The 24,633-nt window shown below is 70.7% G+C and carries 22 protein-coding genes; 5 read left to right on the plus strand and 17 right to left on the minus strand.

From position 1 onward, the window contains the following. Positions 1-369: 369 nt before the first annotated feature. The 3 genes from ACH4XV_RS43395 to ACH4XV_RS43405 form a co-directional block, all read right to left on the minus strand. Positions 370-723, minus strand: a complete 354-nt coding sequence (locus ACH4XV_RS43395) for a beta/gamma crystallin domain-containing protein (RefSeq protein ID WP_395799225.1) — start codon at positions 721-723, stop codon at positions 370-372. 426 nt (positions 724-1,149) lie between these two features. Further along, positions 1,150-1,902, minus strand: a complete 753-nt coding sequence (locus ACH4XV_RS43400; protein WP_395799227.1) for a response regulator — start codon at positions 1,900-1,902, stop codon at positions 1,150-1,152. Continuing rightward, complete coding sequence (locus tag ACH4XV_RS43405; RefSeq protein ID WP_395799229.1) at positions 1,899-3,038, minus strand: sensor histidine kinase; 1,140 nt, start codon at positions 3,036-3,038, stop codon at positions 1,899-1,901. Before ACH4XV_RS43405 ends, ACH4XV_RS43400 begins: the two co-directional genes overlap by 4 nt. Positions 3,039-3,204: 166 nt before the next feature. Between ACH4XV_RS43405 and ACH4XV_RS43410 the strand changes: the two genes are divergently transcribed. Then, on the plus strand, positions 3,205-4,449 hold the full coding sequence (locus ACH4XV_RS43410) for an alpha/beta hydrolase family protein (protein WP_395799231.1): 1,245 nt from the start codon (positions 3,205-3,207) through the stop codon (positions 4,447-4,449). A gap of 1,170 nt (positions 4,450-5,619) precedes the next feature. On the opposite strand, the gene ACH4XV_RS43415 is transcribed toward ACH4XV_RS43410, so the two are convergent. From ACH4XV_RS43415 to ACH4XV_RS43430, 4 genes are all read right to left on the minus strand, one after another. Beyond that, on the minus strand, positions 5,620-6,114 hold the full coding sequence (locus tag ACH4XV_RS43415; RefSeq protein ID WP_395799233.1) for a TetR-like C-terminal domain-containing protein: 495 nt from the start codon (positions 6,112-6,114) through the stop codon (positions 5,620-5,622). A gap of 554 nt (positions 6,115-6,668) precedes the next feature. After that, positions 6,669-7,619 carry an alpha/beta hydrolase gene (locus ACH4XV_RS43420; RefSeq protein WP_395799235.1) on the minus strand — a complete coding sequence of 317 codons (951 nt, stop codon included), beginning with the start codon at positions 7,617-7,619 and terminating at the stop codon, positions 6,669-6,671. Between the two features lie 1,156 nt (positions 7,620-8,775). Beyond that, a complete protein-coding gene (locus ACH4XV_RS43425) occupies positions 8,776-8,937 on the minus strand; it encodes a hypothetical protein (RefSeq protein WP_395799237.1) in 162 nt (53 codons plus the stop codon). 6 nt (positions 8,938-8,943) lie between these two features. Next, entirely contained in the window at positions 8,944-9,672 is a 729-nt protein-coding gene (locus ACH4XV_RS43430) for a response regulator transcription factor (RefSeq protein WP_395799239.1), read from the minus strand. 269 nt (positions 9,673-9,941) lie between these two features. Here ACH4XV_RS43430 and ACH4XV_RS43435 point away from each other — a divergent pair, with 269 nt between their 5' ends. Continuing rightward, positions 9,942-10,163 (plus strand): hypothetical protein, encoded by a 222-nt coding sequence (locus tag ACH4XV_RS43435; RefSeq protein ID WP_395799241.1) that lies wholly within the window; start codon positions 9,942-9,944, stop codon positions 10,161-10,163. A gap of 114 nt (positions 10,164-10,277) precedes the next feature. On the opposite strand, the gene ACH4XV_RS43440 is transcribed toward ACH4XV_RS43435, so the two are convergent. From ACH4XV_RS43440 to ACH4XV_RS43455, 4 genes are all read right to left on the minus strand, one after another. Next, on the minus strand, positions 10,278-11,729 hold the full coding sequence (locus tag ACH4XV_RS43440) for a sensor histidine kinase (protein WP_395799243.1): 1,452 nt from the start codon (positions 11,727-11,729) through the stop codon (positions 10,278-10,280). After that, entirely contained in the window at positions 11,708-12,319 is a 612-nt protein-coding gene (locus ACH4XV_RS43445) for a phosphatase PAP2 family protein (RefSeq protein ID WP_395799245.1), read from the minus strand. Before ACH4XV_RS43445 ends, ACH4XV_RS43440 begins: the two co-directional genes overlap by 22 nt. Continuing rightward, positions 12,316-12,996 carry a DedA family protein gene (locus ACH4XV_RS43450; protein WP_395799247.1) on the minus strand — a complete coding sequence of 227 codons (681 nt, stop codon included), beginning with the start codon at positions 12,994-12,996 and terminating at the stop codon, positions 12,316-12,318. The genes ACH4XV_RS43445 and ACH4XV_RS43450 overlap by 4 nt, the downstream gene beginning before the upstream one ends. A 455-nt stretch (positions 12,997-13,451) precedes the next feature. After that, on the minus strand, positions 13,452-13,865 hold the full coding sequence (locus ACH4XV_RS43455) for a hypothetical protein (RefSeq protein WP_395799249.1): 414 nt from the start codon (positions 13,863-13,865) through the stop codon (positions 13,452-13,454). A gap of 47 nt (positions 13,866-13,912) precedes the next feature. Between ACH4XV_RS43455 and ACH4XV_RS43460 the strand changes: the two genes are divergently transcribed. Further along, positions 13,913-15,280 carry a hypothetical protein gene (locus ACH4XV_RS43460; protein ID WP_395799251.1) on the plus strand — a complete coding sequence of 456 codons (1,368 nt, stop codon included), beginning with the start codon at positions 13,913-13,915 and terminating at the stop codon, positions 15,278-15,280. 1,067 nt (positions 15,281-16,347) lie between these two features. After that, entirely contained in the window at positions 16,348-18,051 is a 1,704-nt protein-coding gene (locus ACH4XV_RS43465; protein ID WP_395799253.1) for a type IV secretory system conjugative DNA transfer family protein, read from the plus strand. 91 nt (positions 18,052-18,142) lie between these two features. On the opposite strand, the gene ACH4XV_RS43470 is transcribed toward ACH4XV_RS43465, so the two are convergent. The 3 genes from ACH4XV_RS43470 to ACH4XV_RS43480 form a co-directional block, all read right to left on the minus strand. Continuing rightward, positions 18,143-19,048 (minus strand): aminoglycoside N(3)-acetyltransferase, encoded by a 906-nt coding sequence (locus tag ACH4XV_RS43470; protein WP_395799255.1) that lies wholly within the window; start codon positions 19,046-19,048, stop codon positions 18,143-18,145. Positions 19,049-19,228: 180 nt separating this feature from the next. Next, entirely contained in the window at positions 19,229-20,458 is a 1,230-nt protein-coding gene (locus tag ACH4XV_RS43475) for an FxsB family cyclophane-forming radical SAM/SPASM peptide maturase (protein ID WP_395799257.1), read from the minus strand. Positions 20,459-20,643: 185 nt separating this feature from the next. Next, the gene (locus ACH4XV_RS43480) at positions 20,644-20,811 is read right to left on the minus strand and encodes a hypothetical protein (RefSeq protein WP_395799259.1); all 168 of its coding nucleotides are present in this window, start codon (positions 20,809-20,811) and stop codon (positions 20,644-20,646) included. Between the two features lie 397 nt (positions 20,812-21,208). Between ACH4XV_RS43480 and ACH4XV_RS43485 the strand changes: the two genes are divergently transcribed. Further along, entirely contained in the window at positions 21,209-21,424 is a 216-nt protein-coding gene (locus ACH4XV_RS43485; RefSeq protein WP_395799261.1) for a hypothetical protein, read from the plus strand. A gap of 247 nt (positions 21,425-21,671) precedes the next feature. Here ACH4XV_RS43485 and ACH4XV_RS43490 read toward each other — a convergent pair whose 3' ends face one another. The 3 genes from ACH4XV_RS43490 to ACH4XV_RS43500 form a co-directional block, all read right to left on the minus strand. Further along, entirely contained in the window at positions 21,672-21,944 is a 273-nt protein-coding gene (locus ACH4XV_RS43490; RefSeq protein WP_395799263.1) for a hypothetical protein, read from the minus strand. A gap of 800 nt (positions 21,945-22,744) precedes the next feature. Then, the gene (locus ACH4XV_RS43495; protein WP_395799265.1) at positions 22,745-23,437 is read right to left on the minus strand and encodes a response regulator; all 693 of its coding nucleotides are present in this window, start codon (positions 23,435-23,437) and stop codon (positions 22,745-22,747) included. After that, positions 23,434-24,537, minus strand: a complete 1,104-nt coding sequence (locus ACH4XV_RS43500; protein WP_395799281.1) for a sensor histidine kinase — start codon at positions 24,535-24,537, stop codon at positions 23,434-23,436. The genes ACH4XV_RS43495 and ACH4XV_RS43500 overlap by 4 nt, the downstream gene beginning before the upstream one ends. Positions 24,538-24,633: the final 96 nt, after the last annotated feature.

The following is a 24,633-nucleotide window of genomic DNA, read 5'->3' on the forward strand; positions in this document are numbered from 1 at the left end:
TCGCCGGCCGCACCCCCGAACCCTGGCTGGGCCGGAGGTACGGCGCGTCGAACTCGGATCCCACCGCCGTGAGCCGCCGGCGCAGCAGTGACTTCGCCGACCTGATGCAGTGGCTCGACGAGCACTTCCGGGACGCCCTGGGGCTGGGGGTGCAGGCTCGGTCGTGGACGGACCGCGTACGAGTGGCCGTCGAGAATCCCGACGAGACTCCACCCGACCCCGGCGCACCAACCGGCCTGCGCCCTGTGGCTGTTCACGACCAGCGCACAGGCCGACCGCGACGTCGCTGCCCACAGGCTGGAAGTCGACGGGGCAACGTACCGCACAATCCTCGACACCATCCGGCGGCGACCCGGTGGCTCGAGGTGTTCAGAGGATCTGGATGGACTTCACGCGCGGGGGGTGGTTGGGGAAGGTGATGTCGGTCCACCTGTTGATCCTGACCGAGTCGCCGTTGACGTCGTAGTAGATCAGGTCGTTGTTGCCGGTCGAGATCCGGTCGACCCACCATCCGCCGAAGTCGGTCCTGCCGGCGTTCGCGTAGCAGTCGACGCTGTCCCGGCCGTCGAGGTGCGACCACAGTTTCAGGAAGCTCTCGCCACCGACGCATTCGACGTGGTCGATGGCGAAGGCGCTACCGGTCGGTCCGGCGACGGTGAAGGACGCGGCCGCGGCGAGCACCATGGCCAGGGAGCCGACGGCCTTCTTGGCTTTCGAGATCATGGTTGTCCTCCGTACGAGCCCGGCACAGACGGCCCGGCGGTGATGGTGACGTCGCACCGGGACGGATCCGGCGCTTCGACGAGCCGTAGGCCGGCCCAAGGACGATCCTCCTGCCGGTCCGTGGCAGGGCGCGTCCGTATCCTCGAAGGTCGACCCGATCGAGTGACACGCCCGCTCGACAAGGACGGCACGGCGCGGGGCGCACGATGGAACACCTGCCCGCACCGGACCCGCGGCCGGCATGTCCGGGAACGGGCGCAGCGAGCCCGGTCCGCGGCCCCCGTCGTCGACGAGCGCGAGCACGCGGGGGAAACCGTTCGACGACGCCACGCGACCGGGCCGATCGTCCCGACAGCGCACACAGTCGTGTCGGCCGGGCGGATCCGGTTGCGGAGCGTGTGGGTGCGGCCGGTTCGGAGGCGGCGGTCAGAGCGGGCGTTGCTCTGGGGCGGCGTTCGGGCGTGGGATCAGGCCCGTCTCGTAGGCGATGATGACCAATTGGGTGCGATCCTGTACCTCCAGCTTGGCCAGCAGGCGTCGCACGTGCGTCTTGACCGTGGACATGCTCAGGTCCAATCGATGCGCGATCCTCGGGTTGCTCAGGCCGTGTGCGATCAGGACCAGGACCTCCCGCTCGCGTTCGGTCAACCCCGTCAACTCCCGGGCGAGTGGCGGGTCGAAGGCGAGACGGTCGGCGAACGCGGCGATCAGCCGCCGGGTCACCGTGGGTGCGAGCAACGCCTCGCCGGCGGCGACCACCCGAATCGCGGACAACACATCGAGCGGCGGCATGTCCTTGAGCAGAAAACCGCTCGCCCCCGCCCGGAGCGCCGCGTACACATACTCGTCCAGATCGAACGTCGTCAGGATCAGCACCCGGGGTCGCCGCTCGGTACCCCGCGCGTGCTGTTCACCGTCTCGCGTGCGCGGTTGGGCGTGACGCGTGCTCTGCCCCCCGCAGATCCGCCGGGTCGCCTCCAGGCCATCCATGCCGGGCATCCGGACGTCCATCAACACCACGTCGGGGCCCGTTCGTCGAGTGGCCTCGACCGCGTCGTGGCCGGTCGCGACCTCGGCGACCACACGCAGGTCCGCGGTGGTCTCCATGAGCATCCGCAGGCCCACCCGCAGCAGTTCCTGATCGTCTGCGACCAGTACCCGGATCGGGGACACGTTCACCGCGGGACCGCCCCGTCGTGGGTCAACCGCGCGCGCACCCGAAAGCCTCCGTCCGGGCGCGGCCCGGCGTTCAGGACGCCACCGTGGGTGCGGACTCGCTCCGCCATACCGACCAGGCCGTATCCGCCGCCGGTGAGTACGGCGACCTTGCCGGGGCCTGCGTCCAGCACCTCGACCTCGATGACGCCCGGGGCCGGTGCACGGACGGTCACCTGACAGGACGTGGCCGAGGAGTGCTTGGCCACGTTGGTCAGGGCCTCCTGGACGATTCGATACACCGTCAGTTCCAAGCCTTCGGGCAGCCGCACGTCCGGCGGGATGCGCAGGTCGACGAACACCTGCGCGCGGGCCGCGAGTCGGGGCAGATCGCGCAGCCCGGGCACGGGTTCGGTCTCGGGATGATCGGTCGTGGTCCCGGTGCGCAGCGCGCCCAGCAGGTTGCGTAGTTCGACCATCGTGCTCCGGCCGGTGTGTTCGATCAGCCGCAGTGCCGCAGGGGCCTCCTCCGGGCGGGTCTGGCACACCACGGCCGCGACGGCCGCCCGGAGGGTGATCACACTCATGCCGTGCGCGACCACGTCGTGCAGATCGCGGGCGATCCGCAACCGTTCCTCGGTCACCGCGTGCGCCGCCGCCTGTGCGGCGGTGAGTCGGGCCAGTTCCCCCGTCTCGCGCAGCGCGCGACCGCAGACCCAGGTCAGCGCCGCGAACACGGCTGCGGTGCCGGCCTCCATCGCGCGCTGCCACCAAGGCGCCGCCGCGGCGATGAACACGGACACCGCGACCGTGGGTACCGCCGCGCAAAGGCCCGCGACCGCGCGTCGACACGGCTCCAGGCGCCCGACGGTGAACAGCGCGAAGCCGATCGCGTAGGAGGTCTCCGGCAGGGCCAGGGCCGCCGCGCAAACGGTCGCCACCAGCATCGCCGCCAAGACCGGAAGCGGCCACAAGCGGCGGACCGCGATCGGCGACCACAACAGCACGGCAACCGTGCCCGTGAGCCACGACCCGCGCAGGACGAGGTCGACGCCAACGCAGACGGCGGACATTCCGAAGGCCAGGGCGACATCGACAAACACCCAGTGACCGGGCTGCAGCCGCCGAACCACCAGGGGACGTCGGTCTCGATCGTTCACGGGAACCACCGTATTCAAACGCGAAGTCGTCGAGATCCGCCCTGAGAACGTCATCCCACGGACCTACTCCGTCGCCCGCAGGAGCCCGAACACGACCGGTGGGCCGACTCGCGACCGGTCCTCGCGCAGGACGATCGCCAACCCCTGCGCCGGCACCGTGGCATCCATGACTCGAACACGATTTCCGACCACGCTCGTCGTGCTCATCGGCACCCTGGTCGCCATGGCCGGCGGCGTCCCTCCCGCCGCTGCCACATCCCCGCCGATCCCCACGCTGACCCTGCCCGCGCCGTCGGGTCCGCACCCGATCGGCACCGTGACGCTGCACATGGTCGATCACGCCCGCCCGGACCCGTGGGTACCCACCGCGGCGAATCGGGAGTTGATGATCAGCCTGTGGTACCCGACCATCAAGGCCGATCGGCATCCGCGCGCACCCTGGTTGCCCGCCACGGCGGCCAAGCGATATTTGCGCGACAACGGCGCCTCGCCGCGTCGGGTCTCGTTGGGCCGCACGCACGGGCGCGAGGGCGCGCCGGTGGACCGGGGCTCGGGCGGCCCGTTGCCGGTGGTGCTGTACTCGCCCGGCGCCAACGCCAGCCGCGCGTTCGGCACCGGCACGGCCGAGGACCTGGCCAGTCACGGGTACCTGGTGGTCACCATCGACCACACCTACGATGCCGCAGTGGTGGAATTCCCGGGCAAACGCCTCGCGGTGGGCCCACCCGCAGGCGTCACCGACTTCGCCAAGGCGGTCCGAGTACGCGCGGCGGACACCACGTTCGTGCTCGATCGCTTGGCCGCGATCGCCGCCGGCGACAATCCCGACGCCGAGCGGCGGCCCCTGCCGGGCGGCCTGGCCGGCGCCGTCGACATGACCCGGATCGGCATGTTCGGCCATTCGCTCGGCGGTGCCGCCACATCGTCCGCGATGCTCGCCGATGCGCGCATCAAGGCCGGTGCGGGCTTGGACGGCGCGGCGCTCGGCCCGGTCGTCACCGCGGGCCTGGATCGCCCGTATCTCGTGGTGGACACGCCGTCCAAGGGCGGCATGGCGAGCAATCCGGCGCTGCGCGCCTTCTGGTCGAACCTGCGCGGGTGGCGGCTCGAACTCACCGTGGCCGGCGCCGCGCATCATTCGTTCGGCGACGACGCGCAACTACTCCCGCTGCTGGCCCCGATCCTCGGCACGCCTCCCGGGGACCTGATCGACATGGTCGGCACGATTCCCACAGCCCGCGCTCTGGCCTTCCAACGGGCCTTTCCACGCGCGTTCTTCGACCTCCACCTGCGCGGCGACCCAGGCGAACTCCTGAACGGCCCCTCGCCCCGCTTCCCGGAAGTCACCTACAACCGCACCGACTCACCGCCCCCACCCACCACGAACACCTGCCCCACCGCATGCCACTGAGCGAGGACAGCTGCCACTGCCTCCCCCGCATTCCTCGGACACCAGGCCGGTCCCACGCATACACGGGGGCCGACGCTGAGGGACAAGGCGCCGGGGAGGCTCGGCCTGGGCGCACGAGACGGTGCCCTGATCGGGGGAGGTGTACGTGACATGGGTTCCGGAACCGCCACCGATCCGAACCCACTTGCCGGTATTGACGCCGGCGCGACCGCAGATCCTCATGATCCACTCGCCCTCCACGCGATCGATGCCGCGGTAGCGGGTGATGTTCGATTTGCAGGTGGGCCAGGCCGGGAGGCGGCGGGAGCAGTCGACGGCTGCGTACGAGACGTCGTCCGTGTCACCCGGTCCGCGAATGCCTCGCTCCGCCGCAGCGTTCCGGGAGCGAGGCGGGTGGGACGGACGTCTGTCGGTCTCTTGTCGGCCGTCCCACGATGGTGCGTTCGCGGATGGGCTCGAATGGGTGCGGCCGGCGCCCCCCGGAATAGGGATGCCGAACCTGCCGCTCGTGCCGGGCTCGACACGGACACGTGGGCGAACCTCCCGCCGTCCCGTCTTCGCCGGCGGCGCAAGGGTGGCGCCCGTGGCGGCTACTTCCAGGCGACGACGGCGTCCTTCTTCGGCACCCAGTCGATCCTGGACGGAGCGCCCTCTCCCGCGTTCGAGAGATGGATAGTGCAGCCCTGGTACATCGTGCCCTTCGGCGCCTTCGCGAAGGGCGAAGGTCGGATCGGCTCTTGACGGTTCGAGCGACGGCCGAGGCTGCGTCGGTGCGCAGCGCGGTGAGGATCACTCCGCCGACGAGCGCGATCATCGCGCCGCTCGCATCGTCGAAACGCACATCGCGCAGCGAATCCACCACACCTCCACCACAGGCCAAAGCACCAGCCCCTGACCCGAAGGGGCCGAGATACGACGGATCCGAGCCTCCCAGAGAACGGCGCGCCGACCCGAAGGGTCTTCGTAACTTCCGGCCCACAGGCCATGGAAGGGCTCATCGTTTTCGAGTGAACCTGCAAGGCGGCCCTACAGCGCTGTGAGGTTGTGAGCCCACTTCGCGGGAGGCCGGCCACTCGACCCCGAACACGTATACACAACCGTACGAAGCGCCGAGACGGTGGTCGACGAACACGATCTCACCGTCGCAGTCCTGCCGTCATACGCACGCGGTCAGCCTGACCAAGGGCGCGTGGCGCCGGTCTGGTCGGTAATTGCGAAGGCGCCGGCGAGGGCGGCGGCGTGGGCGGCGGCCGCGGCGCGGTCGGCGAGCGCGGTGTCGAGTGATCGGCGTATGACGAGCATCCGGTAGTAGATCGGCGCCCCCAGCGCGGCGATGAGTTCGATGCCGTCGGTTTCGGGGGGCAACTCGCCGCGTGCGATCGCACGTTCCACGATCACGGCGGCGCCGGCGTTGCGCTCGGCGAAGAAGTCGTGCAAGGCACGCTCTGCCGCCGAATCCCTGGTGGCACCCGCGACGATGGTCTCGATCATGGTGCGGAAACGGATGTCGTCCCGGTACAGGGCCACGATCGACCGCGACAGTGTCCGAAGGTCTCCTTCCAGCGATCCGGTGTCGGGGAAGGGGATCTCGTTGAAACTGATCCACGTCAGAAGATCCACGATCAAGCCCTCGACCGTGCGCCAACGCCGATAGATGGTGGCCACGTGCACACCGGAGCGACGAGCCACGTTCTCCATGGTGAGTCCGCCCTGGTCGGGCTCACCGAGTTCCGCCAATACGGCGCTCAATACCTCGGCACGGGTGCGCGCCGTGCGTCCACCGGGGCGCACGGATCCGGGCGTGTGCGTCGACTCATTCGCTGACACTGGACCCCACAACGGTCGAACGGTCTCGCCGGCAGAACACGGGCGGGATACCCGCGTTCGACGGTGGCCACCCCCGCGGCCGCCGTCCACTCGGTCGTGTGACCCTAGCCGCTCGGATCGCGGTCCATCGTCGGCGGGCCGGATGGTCGATCTGCGGGCGACTTCGGCTGGGTCCGCGCGTCCGGCCGACTTCACGCGTCGGCCGGACGCGGGATCGGGGCGGCGCCCGGTCCCGGCTACCCGGACACCGAGGTTGGGAGGGGCCCGATACCGGTGGCCACGTACGGCTTCCGGTCCTTCCGCGGATGAGAAGACGTTCGCTCTCGGGTGGGCCCCTCGCAACGCGTGGCTTTCGTGATTCCTCCGAGGCGCCGGCGTCAGGCGGTGCGAACCTACCGGGAGTGACTGCCGCTCTCGGCCATCCATTGCGCGGGAACAGATGCGGGTCCTGCCGCGAGGTGTTCCTCGAAGAACGACGTCATGAGTTTCAGCGACTCCGCGAACTGCTCGTTGTAGACCACGAAGTGGCCACCGGGCAGGATGGCGAGCCGCTTGGGGTGCAACGCACGTTCGTACGCCGCGAACGCGAGGTCGCTGTGCGTGAGAATATCCTGCTGTGCGACGACCATGAGCAGCGGCGTGGGCGAGATGCGCCGGATGTAGTCCCCCGGTTCGTATCCCGACAGCAGTTCGATCGAGCGCACGGTGATCTCGTTGCGCCACGTGGCGAGGCGTTCGGGTTCGATGGACTGGTACCACGCGCAGGTTTCGCGGTCCGCCAGCGCGGCCATCGCGGTCGGATCCTCGGTGATCAGCGGGATGACACCGGGCTCCGCGCCTTGGAAGCGTGCCAGGCGGTCCTGGTCGAACATGCGCCGAATCTCGCGCATGGCCTCGGAGTTGATGAATCGGGACAGGGTCGTCCCACCGCTGATGACCGGGACCTGCGCGTACACGCACTTCACCCGACGGTCGATGGCACCGACGACCAGGACATGGCCACCGGAGAAGCTGGAGCCGAACACACCGATCCGGTCCGAGTCGATCTCGGATCGGGACTGCAGGAAGGTGATGGCGTTTCGGTATCCCTGTATCTGCGCGGCCGGGTCCGCCTCCTGGCGCGGCAGTCCGTCACTGGCCCCGAACGACGGGTGGTCGTACAGAATCACCGCGATGCCGGCACTCGCCAGATGCTCGGCGATGGTGTCGGTGTACTGCTCTTTTACCGCGCCCAATCCGTGCGTCACCACGACCGCGGGGTGCGGAGCCGCTCCGGATTCGGGAATGTAGAGCCAGCCCCGAAGGGTCGTGCCGTCGGAGTCGAACTCGATGTCCTGGCGCATCCGCGCTTCCTTTCGACAGTCGTGACCGTGATCAACGTGCGATTGGTCGGACAGCTCCGGGCGTTGGTGGCAGTACGGGCCCCGGGGCCGGGATATCCGCGTGCTCCGAGCGTCGATCCAGCCACGGCGCGTGCCGCGTGTCGTAGCCGTGGACGAACCCTCGGAAGAACTCGGGAGCCGTGAAGAATCACTGAATGAGACCGCACCGTCCACACCCTTGAGCCCCGCGTGTGTCTTGTCGTGCATCGGTGTGCCAGGTGTGAACACGATCATCCCGGGCGTCGAAGGGCCCAACCTCGCTCGAGACGTGTGCGTTCGCGAAGTTTCGGGGTACGGCGTGGCACGCACTTCCGGCCCGGCGCCCACACTAACGCTAGTTCTCTCGTATTAGTAGTCTCGAGGTTCCCGCCCACTCCCCAGTGCGGCACAGGGCACCCAGGCGGTGCGTCGTCGCAGTGGGGCCGGGCTGCCGGACCCAGGACCGCACCGGCATCGGCATCGGCACCGCGAGAAGCCTGCCCAGCCGTCAGGTCGGCGACGTCGAGTACCGGTTCCGGCCGCGAGGCGCGGTCGGCGGATTCGGGCGCATGCAGCCCGGAATCGACCCGATGTGCTCGTGGTGCTGGGCTCGAACCCTCCACAGGTGGGACGGAGTTCGGCACGAAGGTTCGGCTGTCCGCGACCCCAAGTCGCCTCCTCCTCGGCTCACGCGGGGTGCTGACTCGCCCCGACGAGAACCGCTCGATCGGGACGGTCGCGTGGACATCAACCGTACTCAGACGCGACATCATCGACACCATGCCCGCAGACCCGACGGCCGGGATCAACGGTTCGCACACGTTCTCGATCGCCCCGAAGCCTCGATCGTGACGGCGCTCGCGCAACCGCGCGGAGAGCCACAGGAGCAACGGGACACGCGATCATCGACCGCACCGGAACGCAAGGAGGACACGACCGGCACCACCACGCCCACACTCGCGCCCGACGCGCTTCCGGATACCGCCGCAGGGCCGGAAGCCTCCCTGGGCAAGCGGCACTTCCATGATCCGATCCGCCCCGGGACACAGTTCCTCGACCATCTCGCCATGGCCCTTCCGGTGCTGATCCTGGCCGGCATGGGGTGGCACCGGCGGTGGATCACCGACGACGGGTTGATCTACGTACGCGCGGCTCGGCAGATCCTCGACTCGGTGCCGCGGTGGCCGTCGACATCCGCGGCGAGGGAACGTTCACCCTCGATCCGGCCGGCCTGTTCGACCGGGGCGTCACCGGCACCGGCCAGGGCATCGGCCTGTCCCTGGACGATCGTGGCCGCCACCGCGCGTCAATCGGTAACGACCAGCCTGTACCCGACCCCGCGCACCGTCTCGATCACGGGCCGCCGGCCGGGCGCGCCCGACGCGCCCGACGCGCCGGCGGAACCCGCGCCCGGGTCGCGACCTTCGCCACCGATCTTGCGCCGGAGGTAGCCGACATACACCTCGACCACGTTCGCGGGCCCCTCGTAGTGCGCGTCCCACACGTTCGCCAGGATCTCCGTCTTCGACAGCGCGTCGCCGGCCCGACGCATCAGGAACTCCAGCAGCGCGAACTCCCGTGGGGTCAGCTGTGCCTCCTCGCCCTCGATTTCGACGCGGCGGCGCGCGGGGTCCAGGGTCAGGCCGCCCACTTCGAGCACGGCCGGTCGCACCGGCGCTCCTCGGCGTACCAGCGCGCGCAGGCGCGCGATGAGGACCACGAAGCTGAACGGCTTGGTGAGGTAGTCGTCCGCCCCGAGGTCGAACGCGTCCGCCTGGTCGTATTCGCCGTCCTTCGCGGTCAGCATCAGTACCGGGGTCCACACGCCCGCCGCGCGCAGCCGTTCACACACCCGGTAGCCGCTCATGCCCGGCAGCATGATGTCGAGCACGATCACGTCGTAGGTGTTCTCGGTCGCGGCCCACAGGCCGTCCGTCCCCGTGTGGACCACCTCGACGTTGAAGCCCGCGTCGACCAGCCCCAGCCGCACGGTCTCCGCCAACCGCACCTCGTCTTCCACCAACAGCACCCGCACCCGACACCTCCGCCGCCCGCGCACCGGCCGCCGGGACCGCCGACCGTGCAGCGAGCACATCATCTCGAACCCAAGAAGACGCTGAGACAGGGCAACGGTGCGCGCGTCCGTGTCGCCCCGGGGCGTTTGCCTTCTCAGCATCTTCTCAGCCGCCGGGTGGTTGGCTGCCGGTGAGGGTGGCCGGACCGGGCCGCCGGTGTGTGACGTCGGAGAGAGAAAAGGCAGTGATCACCCGTTCGAGTTCGCCGCGTGCTCGGCGTGGCGGGCGGATGCGACTCATCGCGCCGGCGGTTCTGGCTGCGGCTGTGGTGGCCATTTTGATGCTGCCGCCGACTGCGGCTCAGGAGCCGAATCCGCGCCCCTGCGACAGCACGGCCGACGCTGAGCACGCACCGCACGCGCTGCACCTGGCCGCCGAACATGCGGACAACCTGGTCGACAAGCTCCGACACACGCACGATGCGCACCCCACGCCGATGAACACCTGCTGACTCGAAGCCGGACTCGCCAAAGGCTCCGCAGGCTCCCCAAGGCCCCGCGGGCCCAGGGCTCGGTGCACATTTCGCGAGCCCGGCCCGCATCGACCGTCGCCCACCCCCGGCGAATCAGCGGCCGGTGGCCTCGTCACCCGCATCCACCGGCAGGACCACCCGGAACAGCGCCCCACCCCGCGCCGAGGCGAACACCTCCACCGTCCCCCCATGCGCGGTGACCACCTCACGGGTGATCGCCAACCCCAATCCGGTGCCGCCCGAATCGCGGCGCCGGCTCTCGTCCAATCGGACGAACCGCTCGAACACCCGCTCCCGCTCCTCGACCGGGATGCCGGGCCCGTCGTCGACCACCTCGACGATCGCGTTGCCGTCGACTTCGCGCAGGGTGAGCCGCACGCTTTGCTCGGCGTGCGTGGCGGCGTTGTCGGCGAGGTTGCGCAGTACTCGGCCGAGTCGATGGGCGTCGCCGCGCATCCGCACCGGAGTGATCGCCGCGGTCACGGCCAGGCCGGGATGCTGGGCGGCGAGCCGGTGCCGCTCGGCTTCGAGCAGGTCGTCCAGATCCACGTCGGCCAAGCGCGGTCGCAGTTCGCGCTCATCGGCGCGGGCGAGCAGGATCAAGTCGTCGACCAGGCGCTCCAGGCGCGCGGTCTCCGCGGTCAACAGTTCGACCACGGCCGTGTCCCGATCCGCGAGCGGGTGCGTGCCCAGCACCTCCAGGCCCGTGCGCAGCGTGGTCAGCGGGCTGCGCAACTCGTGCCCGGCGTCCGCGACGAACCGGCGCCGCGCGTCGACCTGCTTCTCCAAGCGGTCGAGCATCTCGTTCATCGTCTCGGCGAGCCGGGCCACCTCGTCCCGCGCCTCGGGCACCGGGACCCGATCGCCGAGTCGGGCCGCGCCGATGCCGGCCACCTTGCGCCGGATCGCCTCCACCGGTCCGAGCGATCGCCCCACGAAGGCATACGTGGCGCCGGCGACCACGACCACGAGCACCGGATACCCGACGATCAACAGCGCGGCGGCGTCCTCGACGCTGTCCCGGATCGGCTCCAGGGACTCGCCGACCACCACGGTGTACGTCCCGCCCGTCAGGCCCACGCCGATCGCGGCCACCCGGTATCGGTCCTCGTGGCCGATGATCCCGCGCCGGCCCTCGTTCACCAGCCGGCCCGCCGCCGGCCGGGCGGCCGACATCGGCGGCCGTCCCCTCAGCGCGCCCGACCACGCGAGCACCGTGCCGTCCGGACGCAGCACCTGGACCAGAGCCGACCCACCTCGCTCGGTGGGGAACTCGCCTTCCGGCACGCCGGTGCGGGCAAGGTCCGCGGCGACCGTCCGGGCCTGCCGGCTCGCGTCGGCGTCGATCGTGCGTTCCAGGGACCGCCGGTAGAGCAGGACGAACGCGGCGATCGCGACGGCCAGGACCAGCGCCACCACCACGGCGGCGGCCAGCGCCGACCGGGTGCGCACGCCCGCGTGCCGCCGGTACCACCCACGTACCTGCGCCCACCGGCCCGCCAACACGGCGCGGCCGCGCCCGATCATCGCCCGGCGGCGACCCACGGACGCATCCGCGAGTCCCGCATTCGCTCCACCAAGGGCGCGGCCCGACCCGCCGCCAGGGTCAGCGGCCACGCGAACAGCACCCCGACCAGGAGACCGACGAGCACGTCGTGCGGATAGTGCACTCCCACCCACACCCGGGAAGCCGCCATCGCCAGTGCCGCGACCGCCGCGAGAATGCCCAGGACGCGGTTCAGCAGCCAGATCACGGTCGCCGCCGCGGCCGCGATCACCGCATGGTTGCTCGGGAACGACCAGTCGCCGGGAGCAGGGCAGCTCTCGACGGTGAACGAGTTCGCCATGGTCTGGCAGGGCCGCTGCTCGTGGACCAGGCTCTTGAGCCCGGTGTCCAGCACGTACACCAGGGACACCACCAGCGGCGCGCTCAGCGCCCGCGCCATCCGTACCGTGTCCTGCCCGCGCGCCGACCACCACGCGAGCACCATCAGCGCCGCGAAGACGACTAGGCCGTACGCGGTCCAGTCGTCGATCACCCGGTTGACGAAATCCGGCGCGTGCCGGGCCCATTCGGTCACCCGCGTGTACAGCCCGCCGTCGACGGACGAGCCGGAGAGGGCCGACTCGGTCATGATTCCTCCCGGTGTCCGGCGTGCCGAGGTACGGTGTTCGGCTTCCGCCGTCGCGCCTTGAGTACTTCGAGGGCGATGGGAGTCAGCGATACCAGGACCACCAGCGCGACGATCGGCAGCAGGTAGGTGTCCACGTTGGGCACCGACGAACCCAGGCCGTAGCCCGCCATGACCAGTCCGATCGCCCAGACCGCCCCGCCGAGGGTCTGCCACAGCGTGAAGGTGCGCACCGGCATCTCCAGCACGCCGGCGAGCGGGTTCAGCACGGTACGCACGATCGGTACGAAGCGGGCCAACACCACCGCCTTGGCGTGTCCGTACCGGGCCAGCAGCTCCTCGGCCCGCTGCACACCCTCGTGCAGGCGCTTGTTCCTGTACCGGGCGAGCAGCGCGCGTCCGCCGCGGCGACCCAGGACGTACCCGACCTGCGCGCCGATCAGGGCGCCGGCCACGGCGGCGAGCAGGACCTGCCACAGCGTCAGGTGGACCCCGGAGGAGCTCGACACACACAGCAGACCGGCGGTGAACAGCAACGAGTCACCGGGAAGGAAGAAGCCGATCAGCAGACCGGTCTCCGCGAACAACACCACGGCGATTCCGATCGCCCCGAACGCGGACAACAACGAACTCGCGTCCAGGACGTTCACGGCCAGGCCGGACACGGCCGACGGCGCCATAGCGCTCCCCTCTCACATGTCGCCGATCCGACGTCGTTTCGACCACGTATCGACGCACCGGTGCTCTGTCCCCGAAACCATCGCGGATCACGCCTGAGAGAACGCTGAGAGCAAGGACGCCGGCGGCTCGGTGCGGGGCGGCGTGGGCCGGCCCGGTGGCCTCCGCGTGGAGGACCATGATCGAGACGCCGTGCTCCGTGTCGTGGATCCCCGGGCGATCCGGGCGCCCGCGGCGTGACGTGGGCCGTGTGCGTGAAGCCGGCCGTCGCTGCGGCCACCGCACGTGGGCTGCACCGAGTGACCTGCCCGACTCCGGCTGCTGCTGCTCACCGCCGGCCCGCACGCCCGCTGGGCTTTGTCGTCCTTGGCGCAACGGTTGGAGGAGTCGGGTCGCGTCGACGAGGCGATCGAGGTGCGGCGCCATGCCGCCCGGGACGAATGCCCTACGCGGCGGATCACGGTCGAGTCCGGTCCTCGGCGAGGCGGGTGAGGTGGTCGGACAGCGCGTCCAGGCCCGTGACGTCCAGAGGTTGCGGGACGTCGCGCACGAGCGCGATGTACGGTCCGCCGGGCCGGCGGGCGATCAGGGTCCAGTCCTGGTGGGTCACCGTGACCAGGCGGGTGTCCCGGTGCGCCTTGCACCACCGCACGCCCAACGGGTTCCCCGTCGCGGCAACCGCCGCGAACTCGGCCGAGAACGCGGCGGTTCGGAGATGGGCCGGGTCGGGAACCAGGGCCGGGTCGACCTCGCGCACGGGCGCGGGCCGGTCGTGCCGCGCGAACACGTCGAGGGCGTCGGGATCGACGGCGCGGCGCACCACATCGGACTCGGTGTCGACGTGGTCCGCCGCGTGGGTCCGGGCGCTCACCGTGCCGGGGAAGCGGCGGGCGGACGATCGGTCTCGTTCTTGGCGAGTTGCTCACCGCGCCCACCGACCGGTGGGAAAACCATCGATGGTTCCCGGTCCGCAAGGTCGATTCCTACGCCGACCTGAGTGTCGCGCTGCACGACATGGTGGCCGATTCGATGCCCGTGATCACCGTCGTCGGCGGGGCGGCGGGAGCCGGCGCGGCGACGGCCGCGGACCAGGAGATGTACGAGGAAATCCTGCTGACCGCCGCGAGGTTCTCGGCCGCGGTGTTCTTCGGAGGCACCGATTCCGGCTGCCTCAAGGAAGTCGGCGAGGCCAAGCGCCGGTTGCTCGCCGAGGGGCGACTGGCGATGGCGGACGCCCCGCTGATCGGTGTCGTGGCCGAGGGCACGGTGGCCCCTCCCGGATCGCGCTACGACCCGAACAAGAAGGCACCGCTGCAACCCGACCAGGACTTGGTCCTCGTGGTGCCGGGCCAGGACTTCGGGGACGAGTCCTGGGCGCTTGCCCAGGCCGGTCGGATCCTGTCCCAGGGACAGGGATCGGCCACCGTGCTGATCAACGGCGGCGGGATCACCGTCCAGGACGCGACGCATCGCGTCCACGACATGACCGAGAACGGCAGGCCCGTCCAGGACGCGATCCTGCTGGCCTACCGAGGCTCCGGACGCGCTGCCGACGACATCATCGCGGCGAAGGAGAACGGCGGCGGACACCAGGACCCCAGGATCAATGCCATCGCCGCGCACAGCCGAACGCACGCCTTCGGCTCGGCAGCCGACCTCCGAGCGCAACTGGGCGCGCACTTCACGGCCGCCGGACACGTGCCCCGCGAGCCCGGCGATCCGAGAACGGCGAAAACGGCGCCGGAGGTCACGGTTCCGCCGGTCTACCTCCCGGTGCCGTCCGTGGTCGCCGGTATGACGCCGATGCGGGCATACGAGGTGGCACGCATGACGGTCGGCAGCACCGGGCCGCGCCATCTGTCCCAGGCACGTACCGATCCCGAACTGCATCGATCATGGCGAGAGGCGACCAAGGCCTCCCGCACGGCAGCGCTGGACAAGCTGACCCGGGACAACGCCGGCTACCGGGAGGACGATCGGGCGGGCGACGAACGACGAAGCATCGCCGCCTACAACGCGGGGCTTCGGGAAGCCTTCTGGCGCGCCCACGATTACATCCGGGACGGTGATCTCTCGGCGCCGGGCAGACTGACACACCTGGCGGCCAAGGGCTTCGGCGCGTCCAAGCAGGCGGCGCCGCTGCGCCCCGGCGACACGGAACCGGTCAACGGCAGTTCGGACTGGACGCGGGTCGTGCTGCCCTCGCTCGCGCCCGGCACCGATCAGCGCGGTGGCCCTCCCGACGCGCGTGCGGGACGAATCGCCGAGCGTGCCCGGGAAGCCTGACCTCCCGCCCCGGTCCGCCGCCCGAGCCGTCGACCCGTCGGGCCGGCACCAGGGAACCCGCCGAGTCCCGGTTGCGTCAGTTCTGCGAACCTGCACGGACGCGACGCACGGGCGGGGCGTCCGGTGCGATGGTGGGATCACGGGCCACCGGTGCCGGGGTCCACACGTCGTATCGTTCGTGGTCGGCCGTGCGGGCTGTGCCCCGGCATCCGGTGGTCCGGACCGCCGTCGCCTCCTCGATCGGGGCCGGTCGTGCCAGTCCCGCGCGGGTTCCGCGTCATCGGCCGGTGCGTGCGAAGCGGGCACCGCAGCCGCCGGTTCGTCGGCCGGGTCCAGGCGCGTGTTCATATCGAGCCCGAACCCTCCGTACGGGTTCACATGCGTCCAGAACAACGGTGAAAGGGCCCGCCGGTCGGCCTCGTCCAGGGTGTCCGCCCACTTCGGCTCGGCCGGAAACCCTTTGGATCAGCAGGGTATCGACATGGACCAACTCGGCCTGGATGAGATGCAGCGCGAGCATGGAGACTCTACGGGTGTCCAGGCCCAGCCAGGTCAGCGCGTCGACCTGGTCACCGACAATCCCACTGCGGCGAGATCCCCTGACAAGTTCGCTGCCGACAACACCGGTGGGGAGAGTGTGGCGCGTGTCAGGCGTCCGACGACTCGAGTACTCGGTCACGGGTCGGCGGAGTTCGGGCTCGGGTGTCGAAGGCGATGTGGTCGGCGTCGGCGGGTTCGGCGGTGTCCGGGCCGTCGGTGCGGGTGCCGGCGGGGTGGGTGTCGGACGATTCTCGTGGTCGCCGGCGGTGACCGGTGTGGTTCCTGTGGTCGGGGAGGTATGAAAGCGCGGTGGGGTACCGGTTCGCGCGAAATACTGCCGCGACGCGGCCCTTCGCGGGACCGTCTTGCTGCGCCGTGTGTCCACGCGCCTCGCTCACACCGGGTTTGTGGGGCTCGCCGCGCGACTCGGTTCGCGGGCGGGGCCAAGGCCCGTCGTCGAGATCGCTCCGGCCGCCCCGGCCGGATCCCCTGGCCCTGGCCTTGCCATCGTCCGGACAAGGAGAAAGATGACCGGCACCATCCGACGCCGCGGCCCGGATCTCACCGGCACGTGGTTGGCGGCGCTTCTTCTCATCGGCAACCTGGTCACGGTGCTCCTGCTCCCGCCCTTGGCCGAGCTACTCGTGGCCTCCCTCGCCGGCCGACAACCGACCGGAGCCGAACTGCTTCGCTCCTATGGGGACCCCGCCGACTCCCGCTTTCCGCCGCCGGGCGTGATCGTGCTCTCGATCGGCCTTGTGCTGCTGCTCGCCGCGATCGACGTGCCCTTGCTCGCATACCTGCGCGGCCGCGATCGGCGGCGGCACGTGGACTCGACCGCTCGGCTGTGGACTCGTCGTGCCGATGTTCGGCGTGTCGGCACCCAAAGCGTGCGCGCCGCGGCGGCACGGATCGCGTATCCCGTCTCGACGCCCGGGGTGTACGTCGGCCGCAGCGTGCGCGACGGGCGCGATGTGTGGGGCTCGTGGGAGGAGGTCCAGGTGGACATCTGCGGTCCGCGCACCGGCAAGACCACCTGCCGGGTCATCCCCAACATCGTCTCCGCCCCGGGCGCGTTGGTGGTCACATCGTGTAAGCGGGACGTGGTCGACGCCACCCGCGAGGTGCGTCGGCGCAACGGTCGGGTGTGGGTCTTCGATCCACACGAGGTCGTACGCGAACCTCCCACGTGGTTCTGGAATCCACTGGGCATGGTGGCCGGCAGCCTGAAGGACGCGGTCGGTGTCGCGGGTCTGATCGCGTTCACCCAGCGCGACACGCACGCGCGATCGGACGGGTACTTCCAGCCGGCGGCGCAGAATCTGCTGGCGATGTTCCTGCTCGCCGCCGATGTGGACAAGCAGCCGATCACGGCGGTGCGACGTTGGTTGTTGCGTTCCGACGACGACGAGCCGGAGACCATCCTGCGCGGCGCGGGGCACCTTCTGGCCGCCGAGGCGTGTGCGGCGACCCGCGCGCTCCCGGCGGACCAGCGGGCGGGCGTCTACGGAGGGGCCGCGCAGCTCGTGTCCTGGTTGGCGGCTCCCGAGGTGCTGCCCTGGATCACTCCGGGCGAGGGGCGGGAGGAGTTCGATTTCGTGGAGTTCGCCGCCGGCACCGACACGCTCTACATTCTTTCCGGCATGGACGACGCGAGGGCGAATCCCGCCGCCACGCTGCTGACCGGGGCCATGTTGGTCGCCGCCGAGTATCGTGCGGCGGCGTGCTCGGGCGGGCGGCTGCCCGTCCCCCTCCTGGTGGTGATGGACGAGGCCGCCAACACCGCGCCGCTGCCGATCCTGCCCGATCGGCTCTCCCACTATGGGTCCCGGGGCGTGGTGGTGATGATGATGCTCCAGTCCTGGGCACAGGGCGTACGCGTGTGGGGCGAGGCCGGCATGGCGAAGATCTGGAACTCGTGCTCGGTGCGGGTCTACGGGGCCGGCGGCTCGGAGAGCGAGATGCTCCGGGCCCAGTCGGTGTTCTCCGGCCGATTCGAGGCGCGTACCACCGCGCTCACGTATGCGTCCTCGACCTGGTGGGGCTCGACGGTGACCAGGGCCACCCGGCCCGAGGTCGTGCTCGACGTGGCGGACCTGGCCGCGTTGCCACGTGATCGCATGCTGGTGCAGATCAGCGGCGGGAGGCCGCTGCTTGTGCGCTCCGTACCGTGGTGGGAGGGTCCGTACGCCGACGTGATCCGGGCCTCGATCGCGCTCCACGGCCGGTGACAGCGCCGCGCCGCGGACAACCGACGGGCACGGACGCGGGCGCGTGGTGGACGTCCCTCTCGCGGGAAGGTGGCGCTCCTGTCGTGTGCTCTCAGCCCGACCCGGATCTGTCGGGCGTCTCATCGCACGCCGACCGGAAGGGCGCTGCCGGTGCGCGATGGACGCCCATCCAGGCGGTCGCGAAATCCACGTACGGCCGGACCGGCAGCAAGAACGCGTGCGCCGCGCCCACCCGACCGCGAGTGATCGCCTCGGGATGCCGCTCCTCGAAGTCGCGCCCCAGCTCCGGAAAGTCGTGGTCGCTCAGTGCCACGTCGAGGAAGGAGAACCACGAACTCCCTTCCGAAGCGGCGACTTTGCAGGTGTAGTGGCGGCGCGACCGATGAGGGTGTCGGTATTCCGCCAGGTGGGCCACGGAAACGACGCCCCACCCGACGCCGATCGCGAGCACTGTGGCCCGCGCGTCGTACAACCGGCCCATCGGTGAGTCCGGGCCGAAATGCGTCCTTCCGTGGCCTCGGGTGACCTCTTCCGCCCGGCCGCCCAAGGCCACGACCGCAGCCAGCGGATGGTCGCTGCGCAGCGCACCGTCGTCGGCACGAATCGACTCGGCGAACGCGCCCATCGCCGCCGCCACCGACGCGTGCGGGTCCCGTGGCCGGTGCAGATACTCGGCCAACTCCTCGACCGTGCGGCCGGCGGTCGCGTCGGCGAACGCCTGGGAGGTGATCGAGTGCTCCGGCGTGTACGCGGGTACCACCAGGGTTCCGTCGCCGCCGAGCACGCACCGGAACGCCGAGCGGAGATCCCGCGACTCGGCTCCGGGTCGGCCTCGACCGCGCACGGCGCGCATGGAGCTGTGCACCATCACCGTGTCGCCTGCTCGCAGACCCAACCGGGACAGTTCTCGGGCGAATTCGATGGCCCGGGCCGACTCGGCGCGGCGCGGTGTCGAGTCGGTGTACCGGGACGGGTCGGAGCTGGGTGTCGCGAACACTGCTGCCTCATGGGGGAATCGGCTCGGCCCGTCGCCTGTTCGTGGCGTGCGCGATTCGACTGCGTCGGACCACGCGAACGGGCCGGTCGGGCGCGGTCCGGACGGCACGTACCTCTGCCTCGCGATCCGAACCACCCACGGCGGGGCTGCTGCGTCCGCTCGGTGAGTGAAGGCGTGTCGTCACCCGCTTGGCGGTGCGCTCGCCAGGTCCTGGGCGACCCTGGTCCGCACGTGCGCGATGACTCGCTTCATGTCCGGGCAGTACACCGTGGGATTGAGGAATCCGCTGCCCGCGCGATAGCGGTGGATGAAGAAGCCGCCACCGCAGACATCGCGGATCGCACACGAGCGACACGTCGGCGACAGGCCCTCGATCCCGATCTGGCGAGCCACCACCGCCGGGTGCCGCAGCGCCGCGTCCAGGGGGTCGGTGAGCACCGACAATCCGGTGGAAGCCGCGCCGTCGTACGCCGACTTGATCGTGTCCACCTGCTCGATCCCACCGTCGGTGTCGATCGTCACGGTGGTGGCGGGACCGATCCCCACCTGTTCGGACCGGGTGTGGCCGCCGAGCACCAGACTCAGCAGATCCTCGAACAGCTTGACCCGGGTCTCCTGGCGCGGTGCGTCGTACCAGCGGTCGAAGGCCCGCACGATCCAATCGCCGTAGGGTGTGCGACTCGACCCCTCCTCGCGCAGTGGCGGCGGAGACGTCCAGTTCCCGTGCGGCAGCACGAAGTCGAGCATCGGCGGCGCGTGCGTCAGGAGCGACTCGTACACCTCGACCGGATCGTTCGCCACGTCGATGACGCACAGCAGCCCGCCGAACAGTCCCGGCCGCGACGGATCGCGCAGCCTGGCGACCGCCTCGGTCACCGCCGCGTGGCTTCCGCGCCCGTCGGCGAAGCGCCGATGGCGGTCGTTGGCGAGTTCGCCGCCGTCGACACTCACGCCGACCCGGAAGTCCAGTGCGTGCAAGGCGTCGAGCATGCGGTCGTTCAGGAGCAGACCGTTGGTCTGCACACCGAAGGACACGTGTGTACTCGCCGGCACCTCGCGGCGTACGGCCTCGGCCATCCGCGTGATCAGGGCCGGTCCCGCGAGCAGCGGCTCGCCGCCGTGCACGATCAACTGCACGCGCTCCTGCCCGTGGGCGCGCACGTGTTCGCCGATACGGGCGGCGGTACGGTCCACGACCGCCGTCGACATCGTCTTGGCGCTCGACCGCCAGGATTCGTCGCCCATCTCGTACAGGTAGCAGTAGTCGCACGCGAGATTGCAGCGGCTGTGCATCTTGACCACGAAGTGGGTGAAGGGCACCGGCTGCCACGTCGTACCCGGACTGTCGGGATCGAGCAGGTCGGCCGGCCATTCCGCCGACCTGCGTACGGGAGTTTCGAGGTTGACCACAGTGTCTGCTCCGGGTGGTTCCGAGGATGGCACCGGCGCGATCCGTGCGGGTGGGCGTGTACCCGGTCGGGTACGGCGGTCCTCGATGTGCCCGAGGACCGCCGGGGCATCAGCCGTTTCGTCGATCTCCCGGCGTCGTGTGCCGGTCGATCGAGGGGTGGCTGCTTACTCGCCGCTGCTCGCCGCTACTCGCCGCCGACGAAGCTGTTGTAGCCGATGCGCGGACCGCCCGCCTCGGACTCGGCGGCGACCCGACGCAGCGCCATGGCCAGCGGGGACTCGCCGGCGCGGTCGAACGCGGCGGGGACGGCGGGGGTTTCGGTGACGGTGGGCGTCGAGTTCACGGGGTTCACGAATGGCTCCTGTGTTCGATCCGGTGGGGCGAACACAGCCTAGGAGAACCGAACTTCGCCGGCTCTTTCGCGAACGGAACTCGCGCGATCGGACCCGCCTCCGCGCTCCCATACCCCGCTCGCGCGTCGAGATCCCGATCCGGTCGGTGTTCCTGGCTCCCGCTCGGGCCGACCCTTGATTGGGGCGGTGGCGGTGGCGGCGAACGGCGGAACGGGGCCGGGGCTGTCGAATGCCGGAATACGAAGCCCGCGTCCGCGAGAGCGACCTCGACGGGCTCGTCCGCCTCTAGAGGACGAGGCCACCTTCGGCGGCCCGTCCGGGACGGACCGGGGCATCGATGGCATCCGCGAGTGCCTGGCCCGGATGCTCGCCGCCGGGTGGCCACCAGGGCTTTCGGTGACTGATGGCCCGGACGAGGTCCCGGAGTTCGTCGCCGTGGGGACGTACCGGGCGCAGGCGCCCGTGGAGGTCGTCGATGCCGGCGGGTTCGGCTGGTATGCCGACAAGTTGCCGGGTTCGGCCTACCTGCGGGCGGGCAAGCCGGGCGGGTTCTCGGCACAGGCGCGAAGTACGAGGACGGCTACCCGGCCGGCGATATCGCGCTGCGCGTGAGTGCGGCCGGTGTGCTGGTGCTGGGCGCCCGTGGCCTGGTGGTGCGCCGGCGTCGATCGGCAACGGCCCGATTCCGTGGGGTAGTCGTACCTCGGGTGGTCGCCCCCGACCGAGGTGGTACTGCGCGTCCACAGGGGTGAGCGGCCGTCGAGGGCGACGGGTTGTCCTGGCGCGGCGACGTACAACGGCGCCGACCGCGTGAGGTGCGCGATCGGCGCCGTCGGGCGTCTCGCGGGCTCGGCGGAATCTACCATCCCGCGATCGTGCAGGCCCACAAGGCGGTCTCGCGGGGGATGGTCTGCGCGGCGATGAGCAGGGTCGCGCAGTTGTACGTGCCGGGTGCGCCGTTGGCGCCGAGCGCGCAGGCGCTCGCGTTGATCGGCGAGGTGTATCCCCGGACGGCGAGGTAGGAGACGCACTGGGTTGGAGTGGCCTGTGCGGTGGGTGCGGCGGCGGCGAGGCCGCCGAGGGTGAGCGCCAGGATGCCGGTTGTGGCGGCGATGCGATGGGACAGGCGCATGGGTCACCTGCTCTTTCGGTTATGGACGCGAACAAAGCGGTGCCGCCGCTGCGTTCGGGCGGCCGAATGGGCCGACCCCACAGCGGCCCACCCGTCACGGTAGGCCGTCGCGCCGGCCGGGGACAAGCACGCGAGGGGCGGCCGCCGGGTCCGGCACCGCGTACCAGGCACAGCCGTTCGGGAACTGCCCGAGTGTGTTCCGCACCGTCGTCCCCCGAATTCGCTTTCACTCCGACCGAGCACCGGATTGCCCACATACGGCGGGAAGTTCGGGCCCGGGATGGCATCCGGCCGCACGACGACTTCTTCGTCTTCGGGGCCATTCCCTGCTGAGCTTTCAGCTCGTTGTTTCGGCTGCGCGTCGGGCCTTGAGTGAGGTGGTCCGGAGCCAGTGGTTACGCGCAGGCTTCCGCGGCGAACTGACGTTGCTGCGTGGGCAGGTGGTGTCTGACGCTCCCGCTCGATGGCGAGTGCGGGCGCGCGGCTGCGATCGAGGGCCGCCGTCCAGGAGGGTGCGAGGCTCATCGCCGGGACGCGGCGCCGGGCTCGGACCGTCTTCCACGCCTCGTCGCCGGTGGCCGCCTCCGCGATCCGGGTCCCGCCACACACGCGTCACCACCGCCGGATCCCGACGCCCGGGGGTAATCGTCGGGCGTCGTGGGTTCGAGGGACGGGCCTGCAACCGTGCGGTCCGACCCACACGCCCGGCATACACACCCACCACCCACGGCTCGGGTGGCGGCCTCTCGCCGACTCACCTCGCGACGGCCGGAGGCGGGAGCAGTCGTCCGGCTTCGGTGTTACAGGCCGGCCGCGATGGCTCGGCGTACCGCGTCGGCGCGGTCGCGGATGCCGGCCTTGGCGAACAGGTTGTTGATGTGGGTTTTGACGGTGGCCTCGCTGATGAAGAGTTTTTCGGCGATGGCCCGGTTGGGCAGGCCCTGGCCGATGAGGGCGAGGACTTCGCGTTCGCGGGGTGTGATGTCGTCGGGGAGGTTGTGGCTCGGCGTCGCGGCCCGGGTGCGGACGGTGGCCAGCAGGCGGTCCTGGACCTCGCGGTCGAGGACGGACTGGCCCGCGGCGGCGGCTCGGATCGCGCGCACGATGTCGCGGCGTCCGGCGTTCTTGGTGAGGTAGCCGCGGGCGCCCGCGCTCAGCGCGGCCAGGATCGAGTCGTCGTCGGCGAAGGTGGTCAGGACGACGACGGCCACCTCTGGGTGTTCGTCGGTGAGTCGGCGGGTCGCCTCGATGCCGTCGGTCCGGGGCATGCGCAGGTCCATGAGCACCACGTCCACCGGGCCCGTGGCAGCCGCGGCGAGCACCTGGTCCCCGTCCTCGGCGGCAGCGACGACGTCGATGTCCTCGGAGAGCGCGAGTACGGCCGCGAGCGGTTCGCGCACGGCGGCCTGGTCGTCGGCCACGACCACCCGCAGCCGCCGGGGCGCATCGGCCGACGGCGCGTCGTGCCGCGTGGTGTCGCCTGTGTCGCTCATTCCGGGATCACCGCCTCCACCTGCCAGCCGCCTCGGTCCGGTCCCTCGGTGATCGGTCCGGCGGTCAGGGTTCCGTCCACCATGGCGATGCGTTCGCGCATCCCGATCAGTCCCATGCCGCTGCCGGCCCCGGCCGCCTCCCGGGTGGCGGGGCCGTTGCGGATCCTCAGTGTCGTGGATGCGGCGGCGAACGTCACCTCCACCCGTACGTCGCCTCCGGGGGCGTGCCGAGCGGCATTGGTCAGCGCCTCCTGGGCGATCCGCAGCAGGTGCTGGACCACGCGGGCCGGTGGTTCGCGAACGGTGCCGTCGACGGTGAGCGCGTCCCGGTGGCCCGACGACTCGATCATCGCGGTCAGGCTCCCCAGCAGCGGCAGCGTGGCCTCGCGCAGCGCGTGCACGGTCCACTGGGCCTGCTTCAGGCTCTCCTTGACCAGGCTGTGCGCCCGGTCGTTGGCTTCGCGGATCCTGGTCAGGTCGCCCGTGTCGAGGAGGGCGTCCACCAGTTCGAGTTGCATGTTGATGCCGGCCAGGGAGTGCGCGAGGACGTCGTGCACGTCCCGGGCGATGCGGCTGCGCTCGGCCAGTGCGGCCGTGCGGGCCTCGGCGCGGGCGGCGCGTTCGGCGGATTCCGCGGATTCGATCGCGGCGTCGATCGCCCGCTGCCGGCTGCGGCTGACGATGCCCACCACCACCGGCAGGGCGGCGCACAACCCGACCCCCCAGGACAACGACTCGTGCCCCGGGCCCAGGTGCAGATACAGCACTCCCCCGCAGAGCCCGCCGGCCAGCGCCGCGAGCGGGACGGCCCATACGGGCGGGAGCCGGTAACCGATGTGGCCGACGAGAAAGAACGCGAACAGGTAACCGGTCCCGGTACGGGCGGCGCCGATCAGGGAGGCCGCCGCGACGATGCCCAGCGACGCCCATACGACGACCACCCGTGCGGGGACCCGGTCCTGGGGGACGTTGCGGCCCAACAGGAACAGCGAGTTCAACGCGACGAGGACGACGACGGCCAGGCCGCGACCGCTGAAGCCCATCGGGCGGATCGTCGCGATTCCCACGACGATCACGCCCAGGGTGAAGGCCCATTGCACCCGGGGGTCGTGCCGGACCATCGCTCGCGGACCGGGACCGCGCCCCGAGGACGACCCGGCTACGGGAACGCTCTCGGATACGGGCACGGCGCGACC

It is taken from the genome of Embleya sp. NPDC020630, from assembly GCF_044334985.1.
In the GTDB taxonomy this organism is placed as follows: Bacteria; Actinomycetota; Actinomycetes; order Streptomycetales; family Streptomycetaceae; genus Embleya.

Bases quoted from the DNA above. Each gene is read 5' to 3' on its own strand.
- ACH4XV_RS43395 (WP_395799225.1), bottom strand. From the start codon at position 723: ATGATCTCGAAAGCCAAGAAGGCCGTCGGCTCCCTGGCCATGGTGCTC.
- ACH4XV_RS43410 (WP_395799231.1), top strand. From the start codon at position 3,205: ATGACTCGAACACGATTTCCGACCACGCTCGTCGTGCTCATCGGCACC.
- ACH4XV_RS43420 (WP_395799235.1), bottom strand. From the start codon at position 7,619: ATGCGCCAGGACATCGAGTTCGACTCCGACGGCACGACCCTTCGGGGC.
- ACH4XV_RS43435 (WP_395799241.1), top strand. From the start codon at position 9,942: ATGCGACTCATCGCGCCGGCGGTTCTGGCTGCGGCTGTGGTGGCCATT.
- ACH4XV_RS43445 (WP_395799245.1), bottom strand. From the start codon at position 12,319: ATGACCGAGTCGGCCCTCTCCGGCTCGTCCGTCGACGGCGGGCTGTAC.
- ACH4XV_RS43450 (WP_395799247.1), bottom strand. From the start codon at position 12,996: ATGGCGCCGTCGGCCGTGTCCGGCCTGGCCGTGAACGTCCTGGACGCG.
- ACH4XV_RS43465 (WP_395799253.1), top strand. From the start codon at position 16,348: ATGACCGGCACCATCCGACGCCGCGGCCCGGATCTCACCGGCACGTGG.
- ACH4XV_RS43490 (WP_395799263.1), bottom strand. From the start codon at position 21,944: ATGCGCCTGTCCCATCGCATCGCCGCCACAACCGGCATCCTGGCGCTC.
- ACH4XV_RS43495 (WP_395799265.1), bottom strand. From the start codon at position 23,437: ATGAGCGACACAGGCGACACCACGCGGCACGACGCGCCGTCGGCCGAT.